General features: G+C 67.0%; 11 protein-coding genes. 2 read left to right on the forward strand and 9 right to left on the reverse strand.

Annotation, left to right across the window (positions count from 1 at the left end; all coding sequences use genetic code 11):
* Positions 1 to 55 precede the first annotated feature (55 nt).
* A complete protein-coding gene (locus tag BLJ79_RS03445; RefSeq protein WP_071213305.1) occupies positions 56 to 1,354 on the reverse strand; it encodes a GNAT family N-acetyltransferase in 1,299 nt (432 codons plus the stop codon).
* The gene (gene polA, locus BLJ79_RS03450; protein WP_071213306.1) at positions 1,354 to 3,984 is read right to left on the reverse strand and encodes a DNA polymerase I; all 2,631 of its coding nucleotides are present in this window, start codon (positions 3,982 to 3,984) and stop codon (positions 1,354 to 1,356) included. The genes BLJ79_RS03445 and polA overlap by 1 nt, the downstream gene beginning before the upstream one ends.
* Positions 3,985 to 4,069: 85 nt before the next feature.
* Here polA and BLJ79_RS03455 point away from each other — a divergent pair, with 85 nt between their 5' ends.
* On the forward strand, positions 4,070 to 4,588 hold the full coding sequence (locus tag BLJ79_RS03455; protein WP_286135254.1) for a hotdog fold thioesterase: 519 nt from the start codon (positions 4,070 to 4,072) through the stop codon (positions 4,586 to 4,588).
* Between the two features lie 26 nt (positions 4,589 to 4,614).
* Here BLJ79_RS03455 and BLJ79_RS03460 read toward each other — a convergent pair whose 3' ends face one another.
* The 7 genes from BLJ79_RS03460 to BLJ79_RS03485 all read right to left on the reverse strand — a co-directional run bounded on the left by BLJ79_RS03460 (position 4,615) and on the right by BLJ79_RS03485 (position 11,685).
* Positions 4,615 to 5,910 carry a hypothetical protein gene (locus BLJ79_RS03460; RefSeq protein ID WP_071213308.1) on the reverse strand — a complete coding sequence of 432 codons (1,296 nt, stop codon included), beginning with the start codon at positions 5,908 to 5,910 and terminating at the stop codon, positions 4,615 to 4,617.
* 274 nt (positions 5,911 to 6,184) lie between these two features.
* Positions 6,185 to 6,349 carry a hypothetical protein gene (locus tag BLJ79_RS23240; protein ID WP_175475377.1) on the reverse strand — a complete coding sequence of 55 codons (165 nt, stop codon included), beginning with the start codon at positions 6,347 to 6,349 and terminating at the stop codon, positions 6,185 to 6,187.
* A gap of 71 nt (positions 6,350 to 6,420) precedes the next feature.
* The gene (locus tag BLJ79_RS03465) at positions 6,421 to 6,984 is read right to left on the reverse strand and encodes a dihydrofolate reductase family protein (RefSeq protein WP_071213589.1); all 564 of its coding nucleotides are present in this window, start codon (positions 6,982 to 6,984) and stop codon (positions 6,421 to 6,423) included.
* Positions 6,985 to 7,142: 158 nt separating this feature from the next.
* Positions 7,143 to 7,382 carry a hypothetical protein gene (locus BLJ79_RS03470; RefSeq protein WP_083410980.1) on the reverse strand — a complete coding sequence of 80 codons (240 nt, stop codon included), beginning with the start codon at positions 7,380 to 7,382 and terminating at the stop codon, positions 7,143 to 7,145.
* Positions 7,382 to 8,587 carry an inorganic phosphate transporter gene (locus BLJ79_RS03475; protein WP_071213309.1) on the reverse strand — a complete coding sequence of 402 codons (1,206 nt, stop codon included), beginning with the start codon at positions 8,585 to 8,587 and terminating at the stop codon, positions 7,382 to 7,384. The genes BLJ79_RS03470 and BLJ79_RS03475 overlap by 1 nt, the downstream gene beginning before the upstream one ends.
* Positions 8,588 to 8,838: 251 nt before the next feature.
* Complete coding sequence (locus BLJ79_RS03480; protein WP_071213310.1) at positions 8,839 to 10,302, reverse strand: pyridoxal phosphate-dependent decarboxylase family protein; 1,464 nt, start codon at positions 10,300 to 10,302, stop codon at positions 8,839 to 8,841.
* 15 nt (positions 10,303 to 10,317) lie between these two features.
* Positions 10,318 to 11,685, reverse strand: a complete 1,368-nt coding sequence (locus BLJ79_RS03485) for an MFS transporter (RefSeq protein WP_139194699.1) — start codon at positions 11,683 to 11,685, stop codon at positions 10,318 to 10,320.
* A gap of 117 nt (positions 11,686 to 11,802) precedes the next feature.
* On the opposite strand from BLJ79_RS03485, the gene BLJ79_RS03490 reads away from it, so the two are divergent.
* Entirely contained in the window at positions 11,803 to 12,426 is a 624-nt protein-coding gene (locus BLJ79_RS03490) for an L-threonylcarbamoyladenylate synthase (protein WP_071213311.1), read from the forward strand.
* Positions 12,427 to 12,432 lie beyond the last annotated feature (6 nt).

The following is a 12,432-nucleotide window of genomic DNA, read 5'->3' on the forward strand; positions in this document are numbered from 1 at the left end:
GTGGGGTGCTCTCTGGATGGGGATCGGGTGGGTGGGTGCCGCTGCCGGTATGGGCCTAGAACCCGTTGATGGCGTGCGGCACGCCGGGGATGTCCAGCGACGCGGCCAGCTCGCCCGTCCGGGCGGGCGAGGCCGGTTCCAGCAATCCGGCGGCGACGAGCTCGGCGGTGCCGACGGAGCCCAGCAGCAGCGGTGCCAGGGCAACGACGCCGCACGTGGCATCCGCCGGGGACGCCTCGGCCAGCGTCGAGACGCTGGCCCGTCCCTCGCGTATGTCAAAGCCGTAGCGTCCGGCGGCCAGGCCCATCGGGTCGGTGACCGCAAGCGTGAAGGAACCGGTGCCGCGGTATTCCCTGGCCTCGAAGGCCGCGGGCACATCCAGCACCCGCACCCACAGCCCGTGCCCGCGTTCGCTGAAGCGCACGCGGGCCGGGTCTTCCAAGGCCCAGGGCAGCGGGTCGTTCGCCGCGGCAAAGGGGCAGGAAACCGATTCGATGAGGTCGAAGCTGGCCAGGAAGCGGAAGATCTCGCGCCGGGCCACCTCGGTGGCTGCGACCAGGTCGCGGACCTTGAGCGTGATCGGCTTGGGGTCCCAGCCGCCGAAGACGTAAGTCACGTACCCCTGGATGTCCCCGGTCCCGTCCAGGTACACCGCGGCGCGCAGCTGGGGTTCCGGTTCCGGGCCCTCCTCGCCCCAGGCGCCGGTGGCGTGGCGCAGGTAGGCCTCCTGGCGTCCCACCGAACCGCGGCGGGCGGCGTGGAAACGCTCGAAGACCGCCGGGGCGATCGGTGCCAGCTTCTCCGGTGCAAGCTGCACCATGGACCCGGTCGCCGCCGCGTGGAAGCGCACGTCCCCGCGCACATCCAGGTGCAGCACCTGGGTCTCGGTCACCCGGCCGAAGCCGAAGCGCCCGTAGATGGTCGCCTCGGAGGCGGTCAGCGCGGCCACCGGGTACCCGGCGTCCTTGGCGCGGGCCAGGTCCGCGGACATCAGCTCGCGCAGGATGCCGCGGCGCCGGTGGGTGGGCCGCACCGTGACCGCGGTGACCAGGTGCGCCGGGACCACCGCGGCCCCGAGGTTCAGCGTCTTGGCGAACGTGCCGTAGGTGGCCACCGGCACCAGCGGGTCAACCAGGTCCCGGGGGCGCGAATCGTCCCAGACCGCGGTGAGCACCCGCTCGTCGACCTGGTGGGATTGCAGCATCTGCTCGAGCTGCTCGGCGGTGGCGGGCTTGTAGTGGTAGAACCCCTCCCACACCGCGTTCACCCAGGCGGCATAGCCCGGGGACGCGACGCCGGTGTCGGCGCCGCGTTCCACCGCGACGTTTCCGAGGCGCAGGTGCCCGCCAAGCATCAGTGCCCGGCGTCCTGCCAGGAGGTGCCGATGCCCACGTGCACATCGAGCGGGACCAACAAATCCGCGGCCGCGCCCATCTTCTCGCGCACCAGTGCCTCGACGGCCCCAAGCTCGCCAGCGGCGACCTCGAGGACCAATTCGTCATGGACCTGCAGCAGCATCCGCGACTTCAGGCCGGCCTCCGTCAGGCCTTCCTCGACCCCGAGCATCGCGCGCTTGATGATGTCGGCGGCCGAACCCTGGATCGGGGCGTTCAGCGCGGCCCGCTCGGCGATGTCGCGCAGCTGGCGGTTGTCGCTGGCCAGCTCCGGAAGGTAGCGGCGCCGTCCGAAGATGGTCTCGGTGTAGCCGTCCACGCGGGCCTTGGTGACGACGTCGCGCAGGTAGTCGCGGACCGCGCCGAAGCGGGAGAAGTAGTCCTTCATCAGCGTGCGGGCCTCGTCGACGGAGATCCGCAGCTGCTTGGACAGGCCGAAGGAGCTCAGCCCGTAGGCCAGGCCGTAGCTCATGGCCTTGACCTTGGAGCGCATCTCGTTGGTGACATCCTCGGGCTCGACGTTGAACACGTGCGAGCCGACAAAGCGGTGCAGGTCCTCGCCGTCCTTGTAGGCCTGGATCAATCCCTCGTCCTCGGAGAGGTGCGCCATGACGCGCATCTCGATCTGCGAGTAGTCCGCGGTCAGCAGCGTCTCGTAGCCCTCGCCGACGACGAAGACCTCGCGGATGCGCCGGCCTGCCTCGGAGCGCACCGGGATGTTCTGCAGGTTCGGGTTCAGCGAGGACAAGCGTCCCGTGGCCGCGACGGTCTGCGCGTAGGTGGTGTGGATGCGGCCCTCGGGGGCCACGGCCTTGCGCAGGCCCTCGACGGTCTGGCGCAGCTTGTTCGCGTCCCGGTGCGCCATCAGCGCCTTCAGGAACGGGTGCCCGGTGTTCTCCAGCAGGTCCTGCAGCGACTCGGCGTCGGTGGTGAAGCCGGTCTTGATCTTCTTGGTCCGCGGCAGGTCCAGTTCCTCGAAGAGGACCACCTGCAGCTGCTTGGGGCTGGAGAGGTTGACCTCGTGGCCGATGGCCTCGTAGGCCTGGTCGGTGGCCTGGTTGATGCCGGCGGTGAACCCGTCGTAGAGCTCGTCGAGCTTGGCGGTGTCGATGGCGATGCCGGCCATCTCCATGTGCGCCAGCACCAGCGAGAGCGGCATTTCCAGCTCCTTGAGCAGGGTCTCTCCCCCGCGCTCCACGAGCATCCCGGCCAGGTGCTGGGACAGCTGGCGCACCACGTGGGCTGCGCGCACCGCCGGGGTGGCATGGTCCGGGCCTTCGAGGTCGAAGGCCAGCTGCCCGTCGGCCGGGGCCTTGGGTTCCTCCAGCGGGATGCGCAGGTGCTGGGCGGCGATGTCGGGCAACTCGTGGCTGCGGCGGTCCGGCTGGATCAGGTACGCGGTGATCATGGTGTCATCGACGACCCCGGCCAGCTCCAGCCCGTGCTCCAGCAGCAGCTTGTAGGTGCCCTTGAAATCGTGGACGGCCTTGGCATAGCTCGTCGAGGAAAGCACCTTGGCCAGCGCCTGCCGGGTCTCGGCGTCGATGTCCTGAAGGGAGACGAAGGCGGTGGCGTCGTTGGAGGCGAAGGCCACGCCGAGAACGCCGGCACCGCCGGAAGCGGGCGCGGTGGCGGCATGCAGTCCCAGCAGCTGTGCGCCGTGGGCGCCGAACCAGCCCTGCAGCGCCGCGGCGTCGCCGAGCACCTCGTGCACCGGGATCACCGCTGCCTCGACGGCGTCCTGCGGCTCGTCTCCGAAGAGGTCGAAGAGGCGCTTGCGCAGGGTGTTGAACTGCAAGGCGTCGAAGAGTTCCTCGATTGCCTCGCGGTTCGGGCGCTCCAGTTCCATGGCATCGATGCCCACCGGCAGCTCGAGGTCGCGCAAGAGGTGGTTCAGGCGGCGGTTGCGGGTCACGTTGTCCACGTTCTCGCGCAGCGAGTCCCCGACCTTGCCCTTGATGGCATCGATGTTCTCCAGGATGCCGGGCAGCCCGCCGTAGAGGTTGATCCACTTCGCGGCGGTCTTGGGTCCCACCCCGGGCACGCCCGGGAGGTTGTCGGCGGTCTCGCCGACCAGGGCGGCCAGGTCCGAGTACTGCTCGGGGCGCACGAAGTACTTGGCCTCGACGGCGTCCCCGTCCATCGGCGGGATGTCGGAGATCCCCTTCTTGGGGTAGAGCACCAGGGTCTTCTGGGTGATCAGCTGGAAGGCATCGCGGTCCCCGGAGACCACCAGCACGTCCAGACCCGCTGCCTCGCCCTTCGCGGCGAGGGTCGCGATGATGTCGTCGGCCTCGAAACCGTCCATGGTGATGGTGGGGATGTTCATGGCTTCCATGACCTTTTGGATCAGGTCGATCTGCCCGTAGAACTCTTCCGGGGTCTTGTTGCGCCCGGCCTTGTACTCGGTGTATTCCAGTGAGCGGAACGTGGGGGTGTCCAGGTCGAAGGCCACCGCCACGTGGGTGGGCTTCTGCTGCCGGATCATCGTCAGCAGCATCGACACGAAGCCGTGGACCGCGTTGGTGTGCTGCCCGGTGTCGGTTGCAAAGTTTTCCGCCGGCAATGCGTAGAAGGCGCGGAAGGCCATGGAGTGCCCGTCGATGACGAGCAGGCGCTGGGGATCGGTTGCCACAAGTTTGGTTGATTCGCTCACAGGTGCCAGCCTAGTTGGCATGGGCAATAATTTCACTGAAGACAACGCACCGGCCGTCGAGACATCTGGCACCTTTGCCTCCAACGGCGCATCGGCGGGCAATCCGCACGCCCGGCAGCTGGCCGCGCACGGCGTCCCCGAGGCGATGTGGCCGATGCTGGCCAGTCACGGGGTGGGTTCGCTGGTGGAGAAGCTGCGCATCGTTTTCTCGGAGATCACGGCCGACCGCGTGGTGGCCACGATGCCGGTGGAGGGCAACCAGCAGGTGGCCGGGATCCTGCACGGCGGGGCGTCGGTGGCGCTGGCCGAGACGCTGGGGTCCTTTGCCGCGGCGGTGCACGGCAAGGGCGCGAAGAAGCCCGTGGGCGTGGACATTTCCGCAACCCACCACCGGGCCGGGGTCACCGGCTTGGTCACCGGGGTCTGCACCCCGATCCACCTGGGCCGGACTCTCACCACCCATGAGATCGTCATCAGCGACGAGGCCGGCCGGCGCCTGTGTACCTCGCGGATCACCAACATGCTGCTCGAGGCCTAGGGGCTCGTTCTCGGCTTGTTCGAGAGTCAGGGGGCGCCAGGTCGAGCCGACGGCGCTCCCGTCACCAGGTCATAGCTGCCCTCGCCAGGAGCCACATCGATGATCCGTCCCCTGTCGCTGACCGCGCACCGGGGGTCGGTCACGATGACGCTGAAGCGCCCGGACTCTGCACCGGATGCGTCGCGAGCTGAGTACAGCAGCGCCTCAAGCGCTTTCGGGCCGCTGTTTTCGGCGCTCAGGCAGGAAGCCAGCATTTTCCACGGCGCCTCTCCATCGGTGAGCAGCACTGTTACCGCGGTGTTCGGCGGATCGGCAACCGCCGGATTCGCCAATGCGAAGGCATAACAAGTTCCCCCGACCAAGGTGATTAGGCCCCCGATCAGCATCCAGCCGCGCACATAGCGGAAGGTGCCGCGGAGCTGGGCGACCGCCGCCTCCTGCAGAATCAGGGTCCGATGCTTCTCATAGGTCTGCAGGGTTTCGGAGATCGCGGCCCGGGCGCCGGCTCCGCGCAGCACGTCGGCCTCCGGAGCAACCGAGGCCAGTTTGCAGTACTGGGCACGCAGTACGGCATATTCGGCCGATGCTTCGCCGGATTTCGTGGCATCCTTTACAGCAGGAAAATCCTTGAGCCGCAATTCGATGGCCTGCATTTCGGATTTTTGCTTCTCCCAAGCAGCCTGTCGGCCGATGAGCGACTTTGGCCAACATTCACCTTCGGCGTCAGGAACGTTGGCTTCTTCCACATTCCAGCCTACCGTGGCATGGAGCAGGGCCTTCTTCAAGTCGCCTATGGTCTCGATCAGAACCCCGATGTCACGCATCCCGGGGCCAAGGTGGGCTTCGTGTTCGCTGCCGGTCAGGATGCCATTGAGTTCGGCCATAGATCTCTGCCGGGCATGAAACCAACTGTGCTGCCGCTTGCGGGAAACCGTAACGTTGTCAGTGTTGTCGATGTCATCCAAAGAACGCTTCAGTTCACCAAGGCTGGCGTCTATGGGCTCCTGCCCCTTGGTGACCGCCCAGAGCACAATGCCCATTCCGGTCCCGGCCACCAGCAGGCTTGCCATCACGATGCGCCAGTCCACGCCATGAAGCTCGACAAACGGCAAAGAGCCGAAGATCAGGGCACCCACCGCCGTGAGGACCGAAACGATCCACAAGACGAGCTTGTCGTACTTTTCTCGGGCGCGTTCGGCCACGCTCTTGGCCACCGGTGTTGCCGGCGCTGGCTCCGCGGGTGGCACCTCGGGAATCTGCCCGGCCAGCAAGACCAACTTTTCCTGGACCTTGGCCGCCAGCTCGGCACTCCCCGTAGTCATGGCCCGTTTCCTTCCCCCAAACCACTCTCAACCCCTTCACGCGAGGCTAAGCCGGTTCCAAGGCACGTGACAGCACAATTCGGCAACGATTCCGGACCGTCGAACCGCTCATGTCGCCACGACCTACCGACGATGAGTGGTGAGCCGGCGATGAGGGCCTCGGCCTAACGCTTCATGGTGGCGTCTGCTGTCCCAGAAAATGCCCAAGACTGCGGGGTCGGGCACATGGTTGAGGCGTGGCCGTGTGGGAAGCATTCGCAGTGCACGCACAGATTCATGGCACCCGGGGGCCCTGGCTTCCGGGGCCCTCGGGAAATGCGACCAAACCGGCATCGGCATTGGCCCACATTCCATGATGGTCCGAGCCGACCCTGCTGTCGATCAGCTCGGTGTAGGCGATGGCATCGTTTTCCAGGTACCCCCGGATGATCGCCGCCACTTCAAGGCACCACCCACGGCATAGTAGTCACTCGAACGTTTCCGGCCGCTTCCCTGCCGCTGAATCCCAGATCAGTAGTCCCGGGTCTGGCCCGGTGCCTTGACGACGTCGAACCGGGTCTCGCGCACTCCCCCGGGATATTCACGGCTGAGGGTCGGGATCAGCTTGGTGTGCCCGCGCATGGCAAACAGCGGACGGCCGCCGCCGAGCAACACCGGCATGGCGTAGAGCAGCAGCTCGTCGAGCAGCCCCTCGTCCACGAACTGGCCGGCCAGCGAGCCGCCCCCCAGGACCCAGACGTCCTTGCCGTTCGCGCTGCGTGCCACGTCTCCGGCCCATTCGGTCACGTCGCCGCGGACGAAGGTCAAATCGGCCCCGGGGAACGCGGCAAGTTCCCGGTGCGTGAAGACCCACACCGGCAGCCCCGCGTAGGGCCATTCCTCGAGCGCCTGGTTAAGCAGCCAGGAGTAGGTGTCGGCGCCCATGGCGACGGCCCCGATCTGCCCCATGAATTCGGCGTAGCTTTCCGCCTGCCCCTCGAACCCGTCAAACTCCATGAGCCAGTCGAGTCGATCGTTGTCATCGGCAATGTAGCCGTCGGCCGAGGCCGCCACGAAATACCTGAATTGCGTCATGGGGCCCATCCTATCCATGGGCACGGCCCCGCCGCCGGTATCCGGCACGGGGGTTTCGCGGCCCGAGGGCCGCAATCCGTGCTTAACCGGCTTTCGCCCGCCCGGATCCATTGGATCCGGGCGGGCGAAAGCGCAGGGTGGTTCGGCCGGCGTGCGGCTTAGGCGCCGAGAATCTTTTCACTCAGCGAGGGCACGATCAGGATGATCCCGAAAAGGACCACAATGCCGCACATGGCAAAGCAGCCGTAGGCGGCGAGCTTGGCCGGCATGGCCGAACGCTTGGCATCCTCACCGACGGCGAGCATGCGCACGCCAAAGGAGTATGCCCCGACGATGAACAGGGCGGCGACCCAGGTGGTGACGGCGACGATCAGGAATTCATCCCACTGAATGGTCATTACTTGCTCTCCTGCTTGGCCTTGGCGCGCTCCATCTTGCGACGCTGCTTTTTGGTGGGGATGTTCACTGCGGCACCGGAGACATCAACGTCGCTGATCGCGTTGTTGTGTCCCACGATTTCGCGGCGGGACAGGATCCAGATGACGAGCAAGGCACCGAGTCCCAGGATGCTGACGATGACCAGTCCGCCGTTGCCCAGGTGGGCGAGTGCCGCGGCCGCGGCCCCGATGATCGCGGCGGCCGGGAGCGTGAAGAGCCAGCCCAGGGCAATGCGCCCGGCCGTCCCCCAGCGGACTTCTGCGCCCTTGCGGCCCAGCCCGGAACCGATCACGGACCCGGAGGCGACTTGCGTGGTGGACAGTGCAAAGCCCAGGTGCGAGGAGACCAGGATGGCCGCGGCGGTGGAGGTTTCTGCGGCGAAGCCCTGGGCGGGCTTGACGTCGGTCAGGCCCGAGCCCATGGTGCGGATGATGCGCCAGCCACCCATGTAGGTGCCCAGTGCGATGGCCAGGGCACAGGAGGCAATGACCCAGAAGTGCGGGCCGGTTCCGGCATCCTGCAACCCGGAGGCAACCAGGGTCAGCGTGATGACACCCATGGTCTTCTGCGCATCGTTGGTGCCGTGGGCCAGGGCCACGAGCGAGGAGGAGAAGATCTGTCCGTAGCGGAATCCGCCGCGCTTCGGGGAGGCGAGGCCGGACTGGCGCTTGGTGACCGAGTAGGCCAGCTTGGTGCACAGATAGGCGGAGGTACCGGCAATGACCGGTGCCACCAGTGCCGGCAGCAGGACCTTGGACATCAGCACGCTGTAGTCGATGGCGCCGAACCCGGCACCCACGATGGCGGCGCCGATCAGTCCGCCGAAGAGGGCATGCGATGAGCTGGAAGGCAGGCCGAGCAGCCAGGTGAGCATGTTCCAGACGACGGCGCCCATCAGGCCCGCGAAGATCATCGCCGGCATAATTTGCACGCCGGTGTCCCCGCCCTCCTTGATGATGCCTCCGGAAATGGTCTTGGCGACTTCGGTTGAAAGGAATGCACCAACAAGGTTAAGAACCGCGGCTAGCGCGACTGCGGCCTTCGGCTTGATGGCACCGGTCGCGATGGGCGTAGCCATCGCGTTGGCGGTGTCGTGGAAGCCATTGGTGAAATCAAAGAACAAGGCAAGTGCAATGACCAGGACGACGATGAGCGTCAGATCCATGTATAAACCAATCTTGGGATTGCGGGCGAGGGCCGGTTCGCGCTGGGTGACTCCGAAAATTCCCGCATTGTTTGCCCAATGTTGGGGGTCTGTTCACCTAAGTCGCAGATTCATCATATGGCCTGCCCCGCGCTAGTCAATTCCCCGGGCAGCACGCCGATACTCCTTCCCCGCCCGTGTATAGGCATGCACGGGCGGGCCGCGGAACCGACGTGAGCGACTTCACGCCTCGAACCGGCATCCCCGCCGGCTCAGGGTTTCGGGCCCGGATCCCGGTCAAGCGGTGCCACCAGGCCGGCCAGAAGCTCGATGAGCAGCTTCCCGGAGGCCTCGCGCGGCAGGGCCTCGACCAGGGCCAGCAGCGGAGCCATGTCCTTGGGCAGCGAGCCATCCGCAGGGGAAACACCCATGGCGGAGAGCACACGCGGCCCCCCGTCAGGTTCCGCACCCGCGGCGCCGGACGGCCCCAATGCGGCGAGAACCTGTTGCGGGTCCACGCCCGCGAGGCCGCGGACCTCGTCGGCGCAGGTGGCCAGCGCCGCGCACAATTGGGGCAGCACCGATTCGGTGACCGGGGTGATGGTCAGGTGCGTGGTGCGTGCCAGCCAGCTGCCGTCGGGCTGCCGGTAGCCCGGCTGCAGCTGCAGGTGCCATCCGGAGGCGGCCAGCCGGTCGGCCCACAGGTGCGGATCGATGCCCGATCGCTCGCCCGCACCCGGGTCCCGGGCCACGGCCAGCAGCGGGCCGGCCGGGAAACCCAGCACTTCCAGTCCCTCGATGCCCTTGATGCAGGCGGCCAATGCCGCGGTGGAGCGCTTGCAGGACTCGGCTAGCGCCGCATATCCGCCGACGCCCAGGTGCCTGGTGATGGCCCAGGCCGCGGCCAGCGGTGCGGCTGACTTCGAACCCAGCAACGTGGGATTCACCACCGGATAGCCCGGCCAATCGGTGGTGGCGAAGTATTGGCCGTGCTGGCGCTGCGCGCCCTTGGTCAGCAACACCGAGATGCCCTTGGGTGCGTATCCGTATTTGTGGAGGTCGGCGGCCAAGCTCGTGACCCCCGGAACCGACAGGTCCCAGGGAGGCAGCCCGTCCCAGAACGGCAGGATCCACCCGCCGAAGCAGGCGTCGACGTGGCAGTCGATGCCGCGGGCCAGGGCGGCGGCGGCAACCGGTTCGATCGGGTCGAGGGCCCCGTGCGGATAGGACGGTGCCGAGAGAACGACCAGGGCGGTGTCCTGGCCCATCCGGGCGATCACCGTCTCGGGTTCGACCTGGCCGTTGCGGCCCACGGGGACCAGGTCAAGGGACAGGCCCAGGTATTCGGCGGCCTTGTGGAAGGCTGCGTGGACGCTGGCCGGCGCGAGGATCCTGGGTTGTGCGCTGCCGCGGTGGTTGGCCCGGGCGGTCTTGACTGCCAGCAGGCTGCTTTCGGTCCCGCCGCTGGTGGCGGTTCCCACCACGGTGTGGTCCCCGCCGAGCAGGTCGCGTGCGAAGGTGATGAGGTCGCGTTCCATGTGGGCCACGGAGGTGAACATGGTGGGGTCAAGCCCGTTGACCGGTTGCACCAGGGCCATGGCCTGTGCGGCGAGTGCGTCGAGTTCGGCCAGTCCCGAGTCGTAGACGTAGGACATGACGTGTCCCCCGTGGGTGGGTGCGTCCTGGGCGCGCCAGGACCTGAGCTGGTCCAGGATCGCTTGTGCGTCTTGTGGCATCTCCGGTTTTCCCCTTTACTCCGCGGTGGTGCCGAGCGGTTGGTTGAAGTTTGATTCGCGCAGCGGGTAGCGGCGGAACGCCCACAGGCTCAGGGCAATGACCACGGCGGGGAGCACGCTGAAGGCCAGGATGATTCCGGTGATGGCCGAGGGTTGCTGGGTGGTGGCTTCGCCCGCCACGGACTCGGCGTATCCGCTGGCTGCCAGGACGACGGTGAGGATCACGGCGCCCAGGGCCATGCCGGTGGTTTCCCCCGCCGTCCACACCCCGCCGAAGATCCCGGCGTTGCCCTCCCCGTGTTCCAGTGCATCGTGGGTAATGACATCGGGCAGCATAGACATGGGCAGCGACTGCATCCCGGCATATCCGGCCCCGGCGAGCGCCACCGGGAGGTACACCCAGGTTCCGGGCCTGAGGAGCATCCCGGCCAGGGCCAGGGCGGCGAGGCCGAACAGGACGCTGGAGAGCAGGAAGCTGCGTTCCTTGCCGATCCGCCGGGCGACCATCCGCCAGATCGGGGCAAAGAGCAGTGCCGGGCCGATCAGGGCGATGAACAGGAACGTCACCGCTTCCTCGTCGTGCAGGACCCACGTGGCGACGTATTGGGCCCCGGCAAGCATTCCTCCGGTGGCCAGGCCCTGCAGTGCGAAGGCCAGCAGCAGCGCGCGGAACGGCTGGCTGCGCCGCAGCACCGCCAGACCCCGGAGATAGCCTTGGCGTATCGGGGCTCGTTGCACCGTGGCCCGGGTTCCGCCCCTGGGGGCAACCCGGGCGCTGGCCAGGAGACTGGCTCCGATGACGATTCCGGCCACGACGGACATCAGGAAATATCCAAGCCATTGGTTTTCCCCGCCCAGGGTGCGCAGCGCCGGTCCCCCGGCACCGAAGAGCAGGATCGCCAGGGACAGGACGAGCACGCGCAGGGACAACAGTCGGGTGCGCTGGTCGTAGCTGGCGGTCAGTTCGGCCGGCAGGGCCATGTACGGGACCTGGAAGAGGCTGAAGGCCGTGGCGGTGGCGGTGAATGCCACCAACACCCACAGCCCCGCCGCAAGTTGGCCCAGGCCCGCCGGCACGGCAAAGGTGAGGATGAAGAACAGCGGCAGCAGGGATCCACCGGCGACCATGAAGCGGTGCCGTGAACCCGTGGCGGCCAGGTCGCGGTCGCTGCGGATCCCGATGATCGGGTCGATGAGCACGTCCCAGATCTTGGCCACGCCCAGCAGCAGGCCAGCGCCCAGCGCAGCGATGCCCAGGGTGTCGGTCATGTAGTAGATCAGCACCAGCCCGGGGAGCGTGGAAAACCCGCCGGTGCCCATCGAACCGAGAGCATAGGTGCCGATGACCCTGCGTGGAAGCGGGACTTCCCCCGATGTCACCATGGCTTGGAGTCTACGCACCGAAACCGGCCCGTGACCAGAGCACACCGACCCCGGGAGAACCTGTGGGAATCGTGTAAAGGGAGTGCGCGAACCGGCGCGGAGCCGTAAGCTCGTGCAATGGCTAGATTCTTTGATGTTCACCCCGAAAACCCACAGCCGCGCGCGATCGCCCAGGCCGTGGAACTGATACGCAATGGCGGGCTGATCGCCTACCCCACAGATTCCTGCTACGCCCTGGGCGCGCAGATCGGCAACCGCGAGGCGCTGGACCGGATCCGGTCCATCCGCCAGGTCGACGACAAGCACCACTTCACGCTCGTGTGCAAGGACTTCGCCCAGTTGGGCCAGTACGTGGAGGTCAACAACAAGGTCTTCCGCAACATCAAGGCGGTGACCCCGGGCAGCTACACCTTCATCCTGCCGGCAACCAAGGAAGTCCCGCGTCGGCTGATGCAGGCCAAGAAGAAGACCATCGGTGTGCGCATCCCCGACAATGCAGTGGTCCGTGCGCTGCTTGACGAGCTCGGGGAGCCCATCCTTTCCAGCACGCTGTTGCTTCCGGGCGAAGAGGATCCGATGACCCAGGGCTGGGAAATCAAGGAGGCGCTGGACAACGTGATCGAAGGCGTCATCGATTCCGGCGAATGCGGGACCGAGCCGACCACCGTCATCGACTACTCCAGCGGCGAGGCAGTGATCTCCCGGGTGGGGCTGGGCGATCCCTCGCGCTTCGAAGAGTAACGAGGG

The sequence above is a fragment of the Arthrobacter sp. UCD-GKA genome (assembly GCF_001863355.1).
Taxonomy (GTDB): Bacteria; Actinomycetota; Actinomycetes; order Actinomycetales; family Micrococcaceae; genus Paeniglutamicibacter.

Excerpts from the sequence above, each read along its gene's own strand:
- BLJ79_RS03490 (WP_071213311.1), top strand. The coding sequence starts at position 11,803 with ATGGCTAGATTCTTTGATGTTCACCCCGAAAACCCACAGCCGCGCGCG.
- BLJ79_RS03485 (WP_139194699.1), bottom strand. The coding sequence starts at position 11,685 with ATGGTGACATCGGGGGAAGTCCCGCTTCCACGCAGGGTCATCGGCACC.
- BLJ79_RS03470 (WP_083410980.1), bottom strand. The coding sequence starts at position 7,382 with ATGACCATTCAGTGGGATGAATTCCTGATCGTCGCCGTCACCACCTGG.
- BLJ79_RS03475 (WP_071213309.1), bottom strand. The coding sequence starts at position 8,587 with ATGGATCTGACGCTCATCGTCGTCCTGGTCATTGCACTTGCCTTGTTC.
- BLJ79_RS03460 (WP_071213308.1), bottom strand. The coding sequence starts at position 5,910 with ATGACTACGGGGAGTGCCGAGCTGGCGGCCAAGGTCCAGGAAAAGTTG.
- BLJ79_RS03455 (WP_286135254.1), top strand. The coding sequence starts at position 4,070 with ATGGGCAATAATTTCACTGAAGACAACGCACCGGCCGTCGAGACATCT.
- BLJ79_RS03480 (WP_071213310.1), bottom strand. The coding sequence starts at position 10,302 with ATGCCACAAGACGCACAAGCGATCCTGGACCAGCTCAGGTCCTGGCGC.
- polA (WP_071213306.1), bottom strand. The coding sequence starts at position 3,984 with ATGGCCTTCCGCGCCTTCTACGCATTGCCGGCGGAAAACTTTGCAACC.
- BLJ79_RS03465 (WP_071213589.1), bottom strand. The coding sequence starts at position 6,984 with ATGACGCAATTCAGGTATTTCGTGGCGGCCTCGGCCGACGGCTACATT.
- BLJ79_RS03445 (WP_071213305.1), bottom strand. The coding sequence starts at position 1,354 with ATGCTTGGCGGGCACCTGCGCCTCGGAAACGTCGCGGTGGAACGCGGC.